Genomic DNA, 17,044 nt, shown 5'->3' with positions numbered 1-17,044 from the left:
CCGCACAGCGCTGCTAGCTTCTAGCCGACAGTCAGCTCCGCGCAGTGAACGATTCTCGTACAAAGCTTGATGAACATTCATATGCCACGAAAGGCATATAGTTCAGCAACCATTGTGGCATACGGAGCTGGGTGTGGTGGGAAGCCGGGCGGGGTAGAGACGTCGATAAGCTTATTGCTGGAAGCCCTGACCCGGCACCCATGTCCGCGAAACCGCGAGACGCGCCGACGCGCCCGGGTCTTCGACGTTGGACACGCGGTAGAAATCCATGATCACACGGTCCTTCTGCACGCGCGCAATGCCGTAACCGTGCGAATCGAAGTCGACGTGGTTTACCCACGGGTTCGCCGAGTACATGACCTGCTCCACCAGGTGGGTGACCGGGTTGTCCTCAGGCGTGTACGTGCGGGTGTACTGCGTGACAATCTCGTCCACATTGGGCGCGGTGATCGAAGAGCACACCATCTCCGCGCCGATTTCCAGCCCGTTGTGCTGCACGGAGTGCGCCCACTCAGAGTGAATGTCGCCGGTGAGGAACAGCGTGTGCGCCTTGGTGTTGGTGAGAATGTTGAACAGCTTGGCGCGCTCAGCGCGGTAGCCGTCCCACTGGTCAGTGTTCACAGCCAGGCCGGCGGACTGGGTGAACTCGTCGATGGCGTAGTTCGCGGTACGGTTCTGCTCAGTCGTGTTCGGCAGGTGGCCGATCTCCATGCGGGAAATCATCACCGAGTTACCCAGCACATTCCATGTGGTGTCGGCGGATTCGACCTGACCCTTGAGCCAGTTGAACTGCTCCGAGCCGAGCATGGTGCGCTCCGGTGCGTCAATCTTCTTGCTGAACGTTTTCGCCTGCTCATCGCGGTAGGAGCGCAGGTCCATCATCGTCAGCTGCAGCAGGTTACCGAAGCGGTACGAACGATAGATGTGACCGCCTTGCGACGGGCGGGTGGCGCGCACCGGAAGCCACTCGAAGTAGGCCTGGTGCGCGGCCGACTCGCGGACCTTCCACTCACCTTCCTCGCCAGGGGTGTGGTTCTCGGCGCCACCAACCCAGGAGTCATTGGCAGTCTCATGGTCGTCCCACACAACCACCCACGGCGCTGCAGCGTGCGCGCGCTGCAGGTGCTCGTCAGTGCGGTAGCGGCCGTAACGGATGCGGTAGTCCGCCAGCGTCACAATCTCGTGCGCCGGGTGGTGCGGGCGGGAGACACCGGACTTACCGGCGTACTCCCCCGTCGGGTACTCGTAGATGTAGTCACCGAGGAAGACCACGACATCGACCCCGCCAGCTTCGGCGCGCTCAGCCATGTCACGGTACGCGGTGAAGTAGCCGCACTCGTAGTTGGCGCAGGACGCAACAACGAGCTTGTACTCGTTGATGTCAGCGTTGGACGCGGGCGCGGTGCGCGTCTTGCCCACCGGAGAGATGGTGTCTTTGTAGCGGAAGCGGTAGAAGTACTCCGTCCCCGGCTGCAGGCCACGCGGGTCCACCTTGACGGTGTGGTCGGTAACTGCGGTAGTGCGGGCCGAGCCACTGCGGACAATGTTCGCGAACGCGTCGTCGGTGGCAATCTCCCAGGTCACATCCGCATCTTCACCTTTTTCAGATCCCGGCGCAGCCTCTGGGGACACACTCACGCGGGTCCAGATGATCACCGAATCCGGCAGTGGGTCACCCGAAGCAACGCCGTGCATGAACACCGACCACGGCTTAGGGGCCGGGGCCTTCGGCAAACGCGCCGAGGACAGTGCAGAAGAAGAGGATTGCGCGTGAGCGACTGCTTGCGTTCCGACGGCAGCGGCTGCAGCAGCCGTCGCCGAACCGGCCAGAAAACGACGGCGGGGAAGATTCTGGGAAGTCATGCACTAAGAATCAAGTCCCCGATGAAGAGCTGCAACCGGAGCAGCAGTTCATCGGGGACTGTTCGGCACGAGTTCACGTGCCATTAACCGAGTGAGGCTTTAGAGGTTCGGGAACCAGATCGCGATCTCGCGCTCAGCGGATTCCGGCGAGTCGGAGCCGTGCACCACGTTCTCACCGACGGTCAAGGCGAAGTCACCACGGATGGTGCCCGGGGTGGCCTTCTCCACCGGGTGGGTGCCACCGGCGAGCTGACGCCACGCGGCGATTGCAGACTCGCCCTCGACGATGCCAGCGACCAGCGGAGCGGAGGTGATGAAGTCCACGAGCTCACCGAAGAACGGCTTGTCCTTGTGCTCCTCGTAATGCTTCTCAGCGGTCTCGCGGTCAGCGGTACGCAGGTCCATCTCGACGAGCTTGAGGCCCTTGCGCTCGATGCGGGTGATGATCTCGCCGACGTGGCCGTTTGCCACACCGTCGGGCTTAATCAGAATCAGAGTGCGTTCAGTCATGCGTTCCAGCCTACGGGATGACGCTACAGCTCGCGCACCACGGCTGCTGCATCTTCGTAGCTGGTGTTCCGGAACCACAACTGCACCTGGCGGGCCGCCATATCGTGGTTGCCCTCCTTCTTCATGCGCTCAATGGTGGCGCGCTGCTCGCTGTCGAGCTCGATCGACGTGCGCTCCATCTGCCGGTACTTATCTGCCAGGCCGAGCACCAGGAACAGGGCCGCGGCCGCAAGCGCGGCGACGGAAATCCAGGTGGGCAGATCCAGGAACACGCCGACGATAGCGACCAATGAGAACACGGCCGCAAAGATCAAGGAGGCAGCTTGCATGAACCACACCCTACTTCACAGTGTTTTCGCTGGCCCGGCGAGCGTTGAAGCAGCAGAGAAACGTTAACCGTTTCTCACTAGAAAGAAAAAGCGACTTACCTCACATTCAGGGGGCTAATTGTTTTATTATGCGAAGTACTGCCGCGGACCCATCTTTCCCCGCGGCATCCATGCGCGAGACCATTGACTGAAAGGCCAGACTCCATGATCTATTCCAGCCCGTACCCGGACCTTGAGCTGTTCGGCGGCTCCGTCTACGACCTCATCTTCAACGACCTTTCCGGCGATGACGCCCAGCGCACCGCGATCACCGAGCTGACCACCGGCGACACCGTCACGTACGCACAGCTGCAGGAGATGGCAGACGCTATCGCCGGGTATTTGGCTGACCGCGGTATCGGCCCCGGCAACGTGGTCACGCTGCAGATCCCGAACTCCATCAACTTCGCCGCAGCCTTGTTCGGCATTTTCCGCGCCGGGGCCACGGTCAACCCGATCGGCGTGCTGCTGAACGACGCTGACGTGGAGAAGGTGGCCACAATGGCCGGGGCAGACCTGTTCATCGGTGTGGCCGACGTAGGGCATGACAAGCATGTGTGGGATCACGAGTTGGCGGGAATCGTCGAAAAGCGACTGCCCGCACCCGAGCTGAGCGTCGATGGCAGCGCGCTCGCGTCAGTGCCGTTCTCCTCCGGCACTACCGGGTTGCCGAAGGGTGTCATGCTCTCCCACAGCAACCTCACGTCCAACGTCCTGCAGGCCGTGTCCATGCTCGAGCGCAACGGGATGGACAAGCACGTCAACACCCTGTCTCCCCTGCCGTTTTCCCACATTTACGGCATGACCGCGCTACTGCTTGCACCGCTGCAGCTGCGCTGGAACGTGCACACTCTGCCGAAATTCGACTTGGATGTCTTCCTGAGCGCGCACGGCGACCACGACATCGAGCTCACCTTCGTCGCTCCCCCGATGGCCGTCGCACTGGCAAAGCACCCCGCCGTCACCCCGGAGGGCTTTGCCGCGAACAAGATCATGTTCTCGGGTGCTGCGCCGCTCGATGAGGAAGTGGCCCGCGCCGTCGAACGCCGCCTGGGCACCACGTTTGTGCAGGGCTACGGCATGACGGAAACCTCTCCCGCGGTGTGCATTGGCATCCACGGCGAGACCAACCCCGGCTCCATCGGCTTCCCCGTACCGAACACCGAGTGCCGCATCGTAGACATCGAGACCCTCGAAGACCTCCCGAAGGGCGAGTCCGGCGAGCTGCTCGTGCGCGGACCCCAGGTCATGCGCGGTTACCTCAACAATGAAGAAGCCACGCGCGAAACATTGCTTGACGACGACTGGCTCCGCACCGGCGACGTCGCCCGCGCCGCAGACAACGGCCACCTCTACATCGTCGACCGCGCCAAGGAAGTGATCAAGTACAAGGGCTACCAAGTCGCACCGGCTGAACTCGAAGCACTCCTGCTCACCCACGACGCGGTTGCAGACGCCGGGGTGGTCGGCGTCGACCGCGACGGCCTGGAAATCCCGCGCGCGTTCGTCGTCCTGCAACAGGGCGCGTCCTTGAGCGAGGAGGAGTTGATGGACTGGGTCGCCGAGCGCGTTACCCCGTACAAGAAGATCCGCGCGGTGACGTTCATCGACCAGATCCCGAAGAATCCGACCGGCAAGATTCTGCGCAAAGAACTGCGCGATATTCCGCTGGAAAGCTAAGGGGTTGATGGGAGAAATCCCACAGCGAATTGGCGCTCGAATCGTTTGATAAATTCTGCGATAAAGGTCACAATTAAGGGCGGAATTGTTTCGCTCCACATTTTTGAGAAAAGAGGGCAAAGATGGCTGACAGCCAGAACCCAGTCCACGAGCTGCTGGATCCGAAAACCGACTACTACCAGGTATTCGCCGACGTCGAGGGCGAAGATCTGGAGTGGTGGAAGAAGGCCCGCGACTTCTGTGACTACGCCCGCCCGTATGTGAACGAGGGTTGGGAGAAGGCCGAATACCAGCTCCACGTCGTCGAAGAAGCCGGTAAGCGCGGCCTGGTCCGCGACGGCATCGACATCGAGGGCGAGCCCCACATGTCTGTACGCGCTGCACGCCTCATGGCGTTCGAGCTCGCGCGTACCGACGCATCCCTCGGCACTGCTTTCGGTGTTCAGGGTGGTCTGGCTATGCAGTCCATCGCCATGTGCGGCTCTGAGGAGCAGAAGGCGAAGTACCTCAAGGCCATGTCCAAGCTGGAGATCCGCGGCGCCTTCGCGCTGACCGAGCCGGACCACGGTTCTGACTCCATCGGCCTGGAGACCACCGCCGAGCGCGACGGCGACGAGTGGGTCATCAACGGCGAGAAGAAGTGGATCGGCCACGGTTCCGTCGGCCACATCGCCGTTGTGTGGGCGCGTGACACCTCCGATGGCCAGGTCAAGGGCTTCATCGTCGACCAGGACCAGGACGGCTACGAGGCTGAGACCATCACGGGCAAGGCGTCCCTGCGCGGCATCCCGCAGGCGCACATCAAGCTCAACAACGTCCGCGTCTCCGAGGACCGTCGCCTGCCAAACGCGAACTCTTTCCGCGACACTGCGAAGGTCTTGGCCGGCACCCGCATCTCCGTGGCATGGGCCTCCCTGGGTCTGGCCACCGACTGCTACGAGAAGGCCCTGGACTACGCGCAGCGCCGCACCCAGTTCGGCCGCCCGCTGGTGAAGAACCAGATCATCCAGCAGCGCCTGGCTGACATGCTGCAGGACCTGACCTCGATGTTTCTGTACTGCCGCCGCCTGCTCGAGCTGGAAGAGTCCGGTGAGATCACCGAGCAGCAGGCCGCCCTGGCCAAGGTCCACTGCACCCGCGCGGCCCGCAAGATCTCCGCTGACGCACGCGACATGTTCGGCGGCGTGGGCATCCTGCTGGAGAACGACGTGGCCCGCCACCACGCCGACATTGAGGCGCTGCACACCTACGAGGGCACCGACACCATGCAGTCCCTCATCGTGGGCAAGTCCATCACCGGCGTCGGCGCTTTCGCTGGCTAGGCCCCTGCCCCCTCTGGTGACTCCCAGCTGCATCGCGACCGGCCCCCGGCGCGGTGCAGCTTTTCTAGCTCTCATTACCTGTTCCACTTGACCGAAGAAGCGAGAAAACTCATGACACAGACCGACGAGAACCTCACCGGCGTTGCCGCCCTGCTGAACCCGAAAACCGACTACTACCAAGTCTTCGCCGATGTCGATGGTGAAGACCTCGAGTGGTGGCAGAAGGCCCGCGAGTTCATGGAGTGGGCCCGCCCCTCCCTCAACGAGTCGTGGGAGAAGGCCGAGTACAACATCCCTGCTGTTGAGGAAGCTGCCCGCCGCGGCCTGGTCACCGACGGCATCGAGATCGACGGGCAGCCCGGGATCTCAATCCGCGCCAACCGCCTGATCCAGATGGAGCTGGCGCGTACCGACGCGTCTACCGCCACCGCCCACATCGTGCAGTCCGGCCTGGCCATGCGTTCCATCTCCGAGTGCGGTTCCGAGGATCAGAAGGCTAAGTACCTGGGCCCGATGTCGCGGATGGAGATTCGCGGCGGCTTCGCCCTGACCGAGCCCGACCACGGCTCTGATTCGATCGGCCTGGAGACCTCCGCGCGCCGTGAGGGCGACGAGTGGGTCATCAACGGCGAGAAGAAGTGGATCGGCCACGGCTCCGTCGGCCACATCACGGTCGTGTGGGCCCGCGACGAGGAAGACGGCGAGGTCAAGGGCTTCATCGTCGACCAGGACCAGGAGGGCTACTCCGCCGAGACCATCACGGGCAAAGCATCCCTGCGCGGCATCCCCCAGGCGCACATCAAGCTTAACGACGTCCGCGTCTCCGACGACCGCCGCCTTCCCAACTCCCACACCTTCCGGGACACTGCCCGCGTGCTCACCGGCACCCGTATCGCGGTGGCCTGGGTCGCGCTCGGCATGGCGATCGACTGCTACGAAAAGGCCCTCGACTACGCCCAGCTCCGCGTGCAGTTCGGCCGCCCGCTGGTGAAGAACCAGATCATCCAGCAGCGCCTGGCCGACATGCTCCAGGACGTCACCTCCATGGCGCTCTACTGCCGCCGCCTGCTCGAGCTCGAGGAAGCCGGCGAGCTCAACGAGAAGCAAGCCGCCCTGGCCAAGGTCCACAACACCCGCGGCGCCCGCAAGATCTCCGCCGACGCACGCGACATGTTCGGCGGCGTGGGCATCCTGCTCGAGAACGATGTCGCCCGCCACCACGCGGACATCGAATCCCTGCACACCTACGAGGGCACCGACACGATGCAGTCCCTCATCGTGGGCAAGTCCATCACCGGTGTGAGCGCGTACCGCTCCTAACCTGAAGGGGCGTGGCACCTGGCCAGCCCTCCCCTGCTGGCCCGTCCCGGCCCCTAATCCTCGAACAGTAGCGCTCGGAACGGGCCCTTAGTCGAGCTCGACTTCCAAGAGTGTCCCGTCCCGGTCCGCCACAACGGTGACCGGGTGACCACCGAAGAGATCACCGTCGTCGAATTCGATAAGTATCTCGCCTTTCTCCGGGACGATCACGCTCGTCGGGCGGAAACGCCTAGCGACGTCCCGCACTCTCCATTCCCGCGCGGGAGTGCGGCGGCCCTCAGCTTCGGCGACATCGTGGCGCCATTCGTTTGCCCTGGGCAGGGCCTCAGTGGCGGCGAACTTGCGGGCATCCTTGAGAAACTTTCGCGTGATAACGCGGTTCAGAACGTGCACGGCTGATGCGAACCGTTCTTCGTGCTGAGTCAGCCCCTGAGAGAGTGGATCCGGATCCTCATAGGGGATGCTGACATTGACACCGAGTGATTTTGCGTGCCCTTCGAAGGAGCCAACGAAGCCTCGTTGAATGGTCAATTGGCCAAGCTTTGTATTGATCACCCCATTCTTGGCCGCACCTGTGGCGATGTCCTCCAGCTCCGGATCCGATTGAGGAGAGATCACGTCCCACACCGAGAAGAGAAGCGCGGTCCCTTGCGCCCGATACTTGGAGAAAGGAGACAATGCCCCTTTCGCCCGGTACACCGTGAATGGTTTCAAATCTGCCATTTCACCGGGATCGAATGACATCTTCCCGTTCTTCGTGCGATTAACCTGCGGGTATGCGATGTTGATCTCACCTGTGTGCACCGCACCATCCGGAAGCGTTCGCACAACGAGACCATCCACATGCTCAAGTTTGACGCTAACGCTGTCCTCACCGAGAAGGTTGTTTCGGGCTCCCCGCGCAGGCACCTCAGTGAGAACGAGGAGGAACTCCAGTTCATCCCCCTTCAACAGTGATTTCACGGCAGGTTCATTCGGGAATTCGCTGTAGAAGGAGAGCACGGCGCCGATTTTAACCGCGACGGTTCAGTACCGAGTCGGTGTGACCGTCGGCAAGCTTCTTTGGCTAGTGGAACTGGCTTGCTGCATTTATCCCAGCGGTCTTCAAGGGAACGCGGCTAGGCTCGGCGAGAGTTCTCGCTTCCGTGTTTCTGAGAGGAATTCGTCATGAACTCAATCGGCAACCCCGCTCCTCTTCCCGCAGACCGCATCGGCCTGGGTTGCATGGGCTTCAGTTGGGGTTACAGCAGACCTGGTCAGCTGGACGACAATGCAAGCGTAAGCACCATACGTGAAGCCTTCGATGCTGGAATCAGGCACTTCGATACCAGCGACATGTACGGAGCCGGCCACAATGAAGAACTCGTAGGCAAGGCCTTTGCAAACAACTCGGATGTCTACATCGCTACGAAGGGCGGCATCGTCGTCGATAGTGTCGAACCCTTGCAGATGCATGTTGATGGTTCCACCCGGTACCTCCGCGATGCCCTCGACGCGTCCCTGCGCCGGTTGAATCGTGAACATGTGGACCTGTACTACCTGCACCGCCTCGATGGAACCATTCCGGTGCAGGAACAAGTTCAGGTGCTTGCCGACGCTCAAGCCGCCGGGAAAATCCGCAATATCGGAGTGAGCGAACCGACCTACGACCAGTTAGTCGCTGCTTCCGAGGTAGTCACCATCGACGCGGTCCAATCTGAACTCTCAGTCTGGACCCGCGACCCGCTGAAAGACCAGCCCTCTGAGCACGCAGACAGCAAGACCAACGTCCTGCAGTGGTGTGAAGACAACGGGGCGTCTTTGGTGGCCTTCTCCCCGCTCGGCCGCGGTTACCTCACCGGCACGTTGAACACGTCCGAACTCATGGAGGGCGATTTCCGTAGTTGGATGCCACGTTTTACCCCGGACGCGCAGGAACGCAATGCTGTCATCCTTGAAACTCTTCAGCGCATCGCGGAAAAACACGGAGTGGCAACATCCCAGGTCGCTCTTGCCTGGGTGCTCAGCGTCAGCCCAGCGGTGAAAGCGATTCCAGGTAGCCGAAGCATTGCCCACATCGTCTCCAACTATGAAGCAGCGAACGTGCAGCTCGACGCCGATGACATCGCGGCGATCAATGACTTGCCCGAGCCAACCGAATCCCGGTACTGATGCCCCCTCAAGATTCGGTTGACTGTCTCATTGTCATCGATGCCCAAAAGTGGATTCTTGATCTCTGCGAGAATCAGTCCGTTCGCTCCAACCTCATCAGAAAGATTGCGGACACAGTTGATACCGCGCGCAACCACGGGACGGATGTGCTGTGGATCCAGTTCCGCACAATGGATGACTCTGACGGCGGCCTGCTCGGTAAAGCGCGTCTCTTGTCGGAATGCGGTTACCGGGAATCTGACCCCATCATCACCAAGTTCGGGATCGACGCCTTCTCAGACACCTCCCTGGACCAGGAATTGGGAGCCCGACAAACCGGACGCATTGCACTCGCTGGGTTCTCGACAGCTCACGCCGTGCTCGCTACCGCCTCCACGGCAGTGCGCTTGGGATATGAAGTGATCGTTTACGGTTCTGCCTGCAGTGCCCCGACAAAAGGCGAACACGAGCACGCGCTACAGCAATTGTCCAAAATAGACTCAGTGACCGTTCTTTGACCTTGTAGAAGTGGCGCACCTACGAAGGATGCAGGTAAACAGCCACATCGTTGAACATCCCGGGGTTAAGTAGCAGAATGTGTGTCTGATTTTCAGCGTTTGCGCTGGTCAGGATATGTAAATCAGGCTTGAATAGGGTTCTGGACCTTATTCGGGCGGATCAAACCTGAAGCTTGTGCCTAGTCGGCGTCTGTAGCCAGGTGCGAGTACACCGCAAGGTCGTTGTACTCGCCACGCAGCAGCTCGGCATCCCTATAGATTCCCTCAAACGTGAATCCGGCTCGCTCCGCGACCCGACGAGAAGCGTGGTTATCCACTGCGGCGCGTAGCTCGACGCGGTGGATGCCAGCCTCATGTGCGTGCTGTGTAACGGCACGCACCGCATCGGCCATGACACCGCGCCCACGCGCCCACGGGGCGGCCGTGTAGCCCAGTTTAGCCTCGTGACCGGACTGCTGCCGCATTTCAATGTTTCCGGCATAGCGCCCCTCCACAACGATCACCCACCGCGTCACCCCGGTTGGAGGAGCGTCCATGAAGGACCGCAGATGATCCTGCGTGTACGGATGCGGGACATGTGTGAAGCGCACCGTCAGTTCGTCTTCGACGGATTCCAGAATGTCGTCAGCGACGTCGGGGATCTCATCGACCTGGTCCCACGGGACAAGTTCCATGGGTAGTGACGTTATCAATCCCGATGCGCACGTGGTGCTCGACATCAGCCAGCAGCCGCTCGCCCGCGGTTACCAGCATCGAACGTTTCCCGCAGCGCGATTCCCATGACACAAGCTGCATGATCAGCGACGAAACCCGACGGCTAGCGCTTACTGTCTTTGCAGATCGTTGAAGATCTGCTCGTTGAAATCGTAGACATACGGGCCCCATTTTCTAATGGCCGTGGTCAAAGCGGCGTCGTCTAAACCCATGCTCGTATCTACCACCCCGCACGTGAACATCTCGATGTGGTCGCCGTTATCGTATACGTAAGCTACGGGAGCCGCCTCTTGCATGTTCAGCCAGTTGATCGAGTGCGCAAGCGCCTCCCCCAAACCGGGCCGGGACGGCAGCGACGACGCGATGATGAACCGGAGCGCACCGTCTGCGACTTCGATGTCCATTTGCTGGCCGCCGATGCTGGTCTCTACGAATTGCCCAGTGTCAGTGGTGCGTACCTGCGGCATCGCACCAGTTATCTGCGTCATGCTGCGCGCCACACGGGTCGCAGTGACTGGGGGTCCGACCTCGTCGTCGGGAGTGCATTCGTCGTTGTACACGTCATAAATGTCAGAGTTCAATTTGAACTGTTCGGGGATGGCCACAGGGACCGTGACATCGATGAACCCGTGGCTAGCCATCTCGCGGTACCACGTATCAATTTCGCGAAGGCAGGTGTTCCACCACGACTGGACTTGCCCTGACGTGAGGCTTTCGCTGGCAAACATCGTCGATTTCGCCATCACCCGGTCCTCATAAAAGACGAACCGGCACATCCCGAAAGCGGGCATCTGCGGCGCATTGCTGAACACCAGAACCTCGGGTTCTTCGGAGACCACCCCCGGCAGCAGGAAGGTCGCCTCGATCGAGGCATGCTCGTCATTGAGCGCGATGAACGCTGCCATTCCATCCACCGGATATTCGCCGGTGACCTGAGCCCTCTCGTCGCCGGTGAGAACGTGTCGGCCGAGATACGCTAACGCTACAGCGCACGCATTCAGGGTGAAGGGGATCTGCATTGTCGTGTGCTCCTGCTACTCGGATCGGATCGCTCACATAAGCGTATCTAAGTACTCGCACCACATGCGAAAGAACCGGCTCCCAGGTAGAAACCCGGGGCCGGTTCTCGGAGGTCGCATGCAGTGCCTTGGGGCGTGCTAATTGTTCAGCGGCTTACGCGTGGTGGCCATAGCCACTGCGCGGTCGTGGTTCTCCTGGCGGGCCAGAACCTTGGCGGCTGCCTCGGACTGGCGCTTACCCAGCTCCTCCTCGGAGGCAGTGCCTTCACCGGCGAAGACGGAGGCGAGGGCCTCGCCGATGGCGGCGTCGGTCTCGGAGCCCTCGGTGTACTCGAGGGTCTCGTTCGTGAGAGGGAGTTCGGCGTCGGCCGGGGCGGTGTAGCCGTCGGCAAGCTTCTTCACCAGCTCCAGCGCACCCTCGACGACGTGGTCCGGGGACTGGATGATCTCGTCGTTGTCACGCCAGAAGTCGATGTTCGCAGCCGGCACCGGCTTAACGGTGCCCAGCAACGCGTCGAACGCGACCTTGTGCGGGTTCGGCACATCGAGTTCCACCAGGCGCTCCAGCAGGCGCACCGGGCCGGACCAGCCGGGGAACAGGCCAACGTTGCGCTCCGGGAAGCCCACACGGGTCTCGGCGTGGATGACGGACGCGTCGGTGTGCAACAGGATTTCCATGCCGCCGCCGAGCGCGACACCGCGAACAGCGCCGACAACCGGGTACGGGGCGGTGCGCAGTGCGCGGAAACCATCGATACCCTGCTGGATCGTGCGGCGAAGCGCCTCATTGTCACCCTCCGGGCCAGACAGCTTCGCAATGGTGCCCAGGTCGGCGCCGGCGGAGAACGCACGCTCCTCGTCATTAGCGATGACCAGGCCCTTGAGGTCCCACTCGTGGGCGTGGGTCAGCAGCTCTGTGACGTTGTTAGAGTTGGAGTTCATCGGGGTCTTGTAAGTGAAGACACCGAAGCCTGCGTAGTCGCCCTCACCGAGCTTGTACACTGCAGCGTCATCGTTCTCAGCGACGACCTCAGCACCGTCGACCAGCTCTGCAACCTTGATCACGCCTTCGCGCTCCGGGAAATCGGTCAGGGTACCGTCGGTGCCCAGCACCTTGCCGTCGGCGTAGAACCCGCCTGCGTTCTTGGCGGACTCGAGGAGGGCGGGGGTGTCGTCGAAAAGCGAGGCGACGTAGTCAATGCCAATGGAATCAGCGAGCTCGAACGGGCCCTTCTTCCAGCCGTAACCGAGCTGCATGGCGATGTCGATCTGGTCGACGGTGTCGGTGATCTCCGGAGCGGTGTCGCAGCAGTACTTGATGAAGGTCTTGAAGACCTCCTTCGCGTACTCACCCTCCGGGGTGCCGGAGTCCATCAGCTCCTTGGCGTCCTTCGGCACCTCGAAGGACTCCTTCGGGCGGTAATCGCCGGCCGCGAAGTCGTAGACCTCGTCGCGGCCGCGGTAGAAGCCGGACTCGGCGGTGCGGCCGGTGAAGCCCTTGTCCAGGAGGGTCTTGAACTCCTCGCGCTCGACGATGTTGTATTCGTGGTACGCGTCCGACTCCGGCAGGGCCTTGAGCAGCGAGCCCCAGATGCCCGGGACGAGCTGGATGCCCACGTAGTCGAACAGGCCGAAGATGCCGGTGCGTGGCACGCCGAACGGGCGGCCGAAAGCGACGTCAGCCTGCTCCGGCTTGATGCCCTGGTCGAACGCGGTCTTGGCGCCGACAGCCATCCAGAAGTTGCCGATGCGGTTGGCGATGAAGCCCGGGGTGTCGCGGCAATCCACGACGACCTTGCCCATCTGACGCTCGAGCACGTGGTGCATCTGCTCGTTGATCTCGGCAGAGGTCTCCGGGCCCTCGACGTACTCGACCAGGCGCATCACGCGCGGCGGGTTGAAGAAGTGGGTGATGGAGAAGTCGCGCTTGAACTCCTCAGACGCCTCACCCAGCAGGACCTCCAGCGGAATGGTGGAGGTGTTGGAGGACACCGGGGTGCCCGGCTTGCGGTGCGCGTCGACCTTGGCGAAGGTGTCGCGCTTGACCTGGATGTCCTCGAAGACAGCCTCCACGATCCAGTCGACCTCGCCGAGGCGGTCCAGGTGGTCCTCGGTGTTGCCCGGGGTGACCAGCTTGGCGTACTCAGGGCGCTGGAAACCGTGGCGCTTGATCTGGGTGTCAATGCCGTTCTGGGCGCGGCCGTCGCGGTCACCTTCCTCATTCGGCAGGTCGAGCAGGTGAACCTTGATGCCTGCGTTGGCCATGTGCGCGGCGATGCCGGCACCCATGGATCCAGCGCCGAGCACTGCAGCAGTTGTAATGTCTTGAGCCTTCGAAGTCATGGTTTAAACCTCCAGTACGAGAGCGATGCCCTGGCCGCCACCGATGCACGCGGTGACCAGGCCCAGGCCGCCGCCAGCGTTCTTCAGCTGGTGGATGAGCTTGGTGGTCAGGATGACGCCGGTAGCGCCGATCGGGTGGCCGAGAGCGATAGCGCCACCCTGGATGTTGGTCTTTTCGTTGTCGAAGCCGAGGCCGTCTGCGACAGCGATGCACTGTGCGGCGAAAGCCTCGTTGGACTCGATGAGCTTGATGTCGTTCAGGTCCAGGCCCGCCTTGTCCAGAGCCTTCGGCACAGCGCCGATCGGGCCGAGACCCATGGTGGCCGGGTCGCAGCCAGCCAGGCCCCAGGAGACGATCTTCGCCATCGGCTCCAGGCCGAATTCCTTGAGGCCGGACTCGTTGGTCATGACGGTGGCAGCAGCAGCGTCGTTAATGCCCGACGAGTTACCCGCGGTGACGGTGCCTTCCTTGCTAAACGACGGGCGCAGCCCCGCCAACTTCTCCAGCGTGGTCTGGCGCGGGTGCTCGTCCGTGGTGAACTCGCCGACCGGAACGATCTGCTCTTCGAACTCGCCGTTGGCGATTGCTGCAGCGGCGCGCTCCTGGGACTGCAGGGCGTACTCGTCTTGGCGCTCACGGGAAATGCCCACCTTGGCTGCGATGTTCTCGGCGGTGATGCCCATGCCACCGTTGCCCATCGGGTCAGTGAGAGCACCGGTGAGCCAGTCGATCAGGCGTCCGTCGCCCATCTTGCGGCCCTGGCGCATGCCCTCGACGGAGTACGGAGCCTGGGACATGATCTCCACACCGCCGGCAATGGAGAGCTTCGCATCATCGGTCATCAGCTGCTGGGCAGCGGAGATGATGGCCTGCACGCCGGAACCGCACAGGCGGTTCACACCGTAGGCGTGGGAGCTGTTGGGCATGCCCGCCTCAAGGGAAACCGCACGGGAAGTGTAGTTGTCGCGCGGGATGGTGGTGACCACGTTGGCCCACACTGCAGAGTCGAAGTTGTCAGCGGAAACGCCGGACTCCTCGATCACAGCCTTGGCGATGTGCGCGCCGAGGTCAATGGTCGGCGTCTTCGACAGCGAGCCGCCGAAGGTGCCGATCGGGGTGCGCTTGGCCTGGGTGATGTAAACAGCTTCAGACATGGAGCTCCTTAGTAACTTGTCGTGGATTACACATCCCCACAAGTATAGGAAAGATCACACCACCAGATCACGGAAAACCAGCCGATTCCCAATGACCGCTCAGCTCTGGAATACTGCTCGCACTTATAAGCCGTTCCGCACGTCTTTGACCAGCAGTGATGTGCGAGCAGTATTCCGGAAAACCTCGAGCAGTATTCCAGGTCCTTAGGTCCCCAAGTGCTGCGTGGTCAGCAGTCCTCGGCGCTGACGCTCCAAAATGTCCGAACGCATCTGGACAACCAGGAACCACACGATGGCGAACATGATCCCCACAGCGCCGACGGACCAGTGGATGAAGAAACCGACCACAATCAGCGGTACCTGCAACCCCAGGTTCAACCACAGCGCGCCCGGTCGGCGCTGCACGAACGCGGCAATGAGGTGGGCGAAGCCCATCACGGTGACGAACACCCAGTTGAAGGTGGTCCACAGCGCGCCTTCCTGGATTTTCAGAATCACGGTCAGGCAGAGGAAGATCGTGATGGCCTCCATGATGAGGGTTCCGGACATCACTCCGGACAGGCCCTTCATCGGGTCCTTGACCGGCTCCTGGCCGGGGCCGAGCGGGCCGTACTCGATGTCGTCAGATCGACGAGACTCGCGCGGCTTGCGAGGGCTTCGTGTCATTGCGGATCCTTTCCAAACATCGCGCGTGCTTCACCCGCGGTGACCACCGAGCCGGTGATGAGCACGCCTGAACCGGATTGCACGCCAACTGCTTCGAGGGCTTCTTCGGCGAGTTCGACTGCCAGCGAGTAGGCCGACGGCAGGTGCTCTTCGACGTGGACCCGCTCTTCGCCGAAGACATCTCGGGCGATCTCGGCGAGCTCAAAGGCGTCGGTGGCGCGCGGGGAAGACGTCTGGGTGATCACTACTTCGCTCAAGACCGGCTCGAGGGCTTGGAAGATACCGAGGGCGTCCTTGTCGTCGAGAATGCCGAGCACTCCGACCAGCCGCGCGAACTCGAAGTCGCGCTCCAAGGCTGCGGCGAGTGCGCGAGCGCCGTGGGGGTTGTGGGTGGCGTCGATGAACGTCGTCGGGGTGGAGCGGACGCGCTCCAGGCGGCCCGGCGAGACCGCCGCGGCGAACCCGGCGCGCACCAACTCCACGTCGAGAGTTTTGCCGGCACCAGCGCCGAAGAACGCCTCCACGGCGGCCAACGCGACTGCCGCGTTGCGCGCCTGGTGCGGCCCGGACAGAGGCAGGAAGATCTCGTCGTACTCGCCCGATAGCCCGCGCAGTGTCAACGTCTGTCCACCAACAGCGACGGTGGAGGACTCCACACCGAACTCCTGCCCCAGACGAGCCACCGCGCTGCCCACCTCGACGGTGCGCTCGAGCACGACGCGCATGGCTTCGGGCTCTTGGTCCGCGACCACTGTCACGGACTCCGGGCTCTTCACGATGCCTGCCTTCTCCGCCGCGATCTGCTCGATCGTGTCGCCGAGGTAGTCGGTGTGGTCCAGCCCGATCGGCATGATCACGTCGACATCCGCGTCGACGACATTGGTCGCGTCCCACGTCCCGCCCATGCCCACTTCGACGACGGCGATGTCCACTGGGGCATCGGCAAACGCCGCCAAAGCAATCCCGACAATCGCTTCGAAATAGGACAGGGGGTGGTCGGATTCGTCGTCGACAAGCTGCATGTAGGGCTTGATTTCTTCGTACACGCGCACGAAGTCGCCTGGGTGGATGGGCGCGCCGTCGATACCGATGCGCTCGATGACGGATTGCAGGTGCGGGCTTGTCGTTCGGCCCACCCGCGCGCCGAATGTGCGCAGCAGAGATTCGATCATCCGCACCGTCGAGGTCTTGCCGTTCGTGCCAGCGACGTGAATGACCTTGTAAGACTGCTGCGGTTGCCCCAGCAGATCCATCAGCATCTCGATGCGGTCCAGCGACGGATCCAGCTTCGTTTCCGGCCACCGCGCCCGCAGCTCCTGCTCGACGCGCGCGAGTTCAGCGAGGTCACGCTCGGTCACAGGCTTATCGACGGTCTCTTCTTCCATCTCCTGCCCGTCCCCGAGATTGAGGACCAGACCGTCCTCATCCATATCGAC

The 17,044-nt window shown here is 62.2% G+C and carries 15 protein-coding genes; 5 read left to right on the top strand and 10 right to left on the bottom strand.

The features are described from left to right. Window positions 1-171: 171 nt before the first annotated feature. From HMPREF0291_RS05445 to HMPREF0291_RS05435, 3 genes are all read right to left on the bottom strand, one after another. Window positions 172-1,863, bottom strand: a complete 1,692-nt coding sequence (locus HMPREF0291_RS05445; RefSeq protein ID WP_005289158.1) for an alkaline phosphatase D family protein — start codon at window positions 1,861-1,863, stop codon at window positions 172-174. Window positions 1,864-1,962: 99 nt separating this feature from the next. Continuing rightward, window positions 1,963-2,373: a nucleoside-diphosphate kinase gene (gene ndk, locus HMPREF0291_RS05440; protein ID WP_005289155.1), complete on the bottom strand. Its 411-nt coding sequence runs from the start codon at window positions 2,371-2,373 to the stop codon at window positions 1,963-1,965. 23 nt (window positions 2,374-2,396) lie between these two features. Next, the gene (locus HMPREF0291_RS05435) at window positions 2,397-2,702 is read right to left on the bottom strand and encodes a hypothetical protein (RefSeq protein WP_005289151.1); all 306 of its coding nucleotides are present in this window, start codon (window positions 2,700-2,702) and stop codon (window positions 2,397-2,399) included. Between the two features lie 204 nt (window positions 2,703-2,906). On the opposite strand from HMPREF0291_RS05435, the gene HMPREF0291_RS05430 reads away from it, so the two are divergent. The 3 genes from HMPREF0291_RS05430 (at window position 2,907) to HMPREF0291_RS05420 (ending at window position 7,063) form a co-directional block, all read left to right on the top strand. Then, window positions 2,907-4,421: an AMP-binding protein gene (locus tag HMPREF0291_RS05430; RefSeq protein WP_005289149.1), complete on the top strand. Its 1,515-nt coding sequence runs from the start codon at window positions 2,907-2,909 to the stop codon at window positions 4,419-4,421. Between the two features lie 122 nt (window positions 4,422-4,543). Further along, a complete protein-coding gene (locus HMPREF0291_RS05425) occupies window positions 4,544-5,743 on the top strand; it encodes an acyl-CoA dehydrogenase family protein (RefSeq protein ID WP_005289144.1) in 1,200 nt (399 codons plus the stop codon). A gap of 111 nt (window positions 5,744-5,854) precedes the next feature. Next, window positions 5,855-7,063, top strand: a complete 1,209-nt coding sequence (locus tag HMPREF0291_RS05420; protein WP_005289141.1) for an acyl-CoA dehydrogenase family protein — start codon at window positions 5,855-5,857, stop codon at window positions 7,061-7,063. A gap of 87 nt (window positions 7,064-7,150) precedes the next feature. On the opposite strand, the gene HMPREF0291_RS05415 is transcribed toward HMPREF0291_RS05420, so the two are convergent. After that, complete coding sequence (locus HMPREF0291_RS05415) at window positions 7,151-8,065, bottom strand: DUF2262 domain-containing protein (RefSeq protein ID WP_005289137.1); 915 nt, start codon at window positions 8,063-8,065, stop codon at window positions 7,151-7,153. A gap of 165 nt (window positions 8,066-8,230) precedes the next feature. Here HMPREF0291_RS05415 and HMPREF0291_RS05410 point away from each other — a divergent pair, with 165 nt between their 5' ends. Beyond that, entirely contained in the window at window positions 8,231-9,214 is a 984-nt protein-coding gene (locus HMPREF0291_RS05410; protein ID WP_005289133.1) for an aldo/keto reductase, read from the top strand. Continuing rightward, complete coding sequence (locus tag HMPREF0291_RS05405; RefSeq protein ID WP_005289128.1) at window positions 9,214-9,711, top strand: cysteine hydrolase family protein; 498 nt, start codon at window positions 9,214-9,216, stop codon at window positions 9,709-9,711. Before HMPREF0291_RS05410 ends, HMPREF0291_RS05405 begins: the two co-directional genes overlap by 1 nt. Window positions 9,712-9,890: 179 nt before the next feature. Here HMPREF0291_RS05405 and HMPREF0291_RS11285 read toward each other — a convergent pair whose 3' ends face one another. The 6 genes from HMPREF0291_RS11285 to folC all read right to left on the bottom strand — a co-directional run bounded on the left by HMPREF0291_RS11285 (window position 9,891) and on the right by folC (window position 17,038). Beyond that, window positions 9,891-10,385: a GNAT family N-acetyltransferase gene (locus HMPREF0291_RS11285; RefSeq protein WP_005289124.1), complete on the bottom strand. Its 495-nt coding sequence runs from the start codon at window positions 10,383-10,385 to the stop codon at window positions 9,891-9,893. 150 nt (window positions 10,386-10,535) lie between these two features. Beyond that, a complete protein-coding gene (locus tag HMPREF0291_RS05395; protein ID WP_005289120.1) occupies window positions 10,536-11,444 on the bottom strand; it encodes a hypothetical protein in 909 nt (302 codons plus the stop codon). A gap of 138 nt (window positions 11,445-11,582) precedes the next feature. Next, window positions 11,583-13,787, bottom strand: a complete 2,205-nt coding sequence (locus HMPREF0291_RS05390; RefSeq protein WP_005289117.1) for a 3-hydroxyacyl-CoA dehydrogenase/enoyl-CoA hydratase family protein — start codon at window positions 13,785-13,787, stop codon at window positions 11,583-11,585. A 3-nt stretch (window positions 13,788-13,790) separates the two neighbouring features. Beyond that, window positions 13,791-14,942, bottom strand: coding sequence for a thiolase family protein (locus HMPREF0291_RS05385; RefSeq protein WP_005289115.1), 1,152 nt, complete (start codon window positions 14,940-14,942; stop codon window positions 13,791-13,793). 204 nt (window positions 14,943-15,146) lie between these two features. After that, a complete protein-coding gene (locus tag HMPREF0291_RS05380) occupies window positions 15,147-15,608 on the bottom strand; it encodes a DUF4233 domain-containing protein (protein ID WP_005289111.1) in 462 nt (153 codons plus the stop codon). Continuing rightward, window positions 15,605-17,038: a bifunctional tetrahydrofolate synthase/dihydrofolate synthase gene (gene folC, locus HMPREF0291_RS05375; RefSeq protein ID WP_083770350.1), complete on the bottom strand. Its 1,434-nt coding sequence runs from the start codon at window positions 17,036-17,038 to the stop codon at window positions 15,605-15,607. Before folC ends, HMPREF0291_RS05380 begins: the two co-directional genes overlap by 4 nt. Between the last annotated feature and the right edge of the window lie 6 nt (window positions 17,039-17,044).

The organism is Corynebacterium genitalium ATCC 33030 (assembly GCF_000143825.1).
Lineage (GTDB): Bacteria > Actinomycetota > Actinomycetes > Mycobacteriales > Mycobacteriaceae > Corynebacterium > Corynebacterium genitalium.
This window is presented reverse-complemented; position numbering and strand designations above follow the sequence as displayed.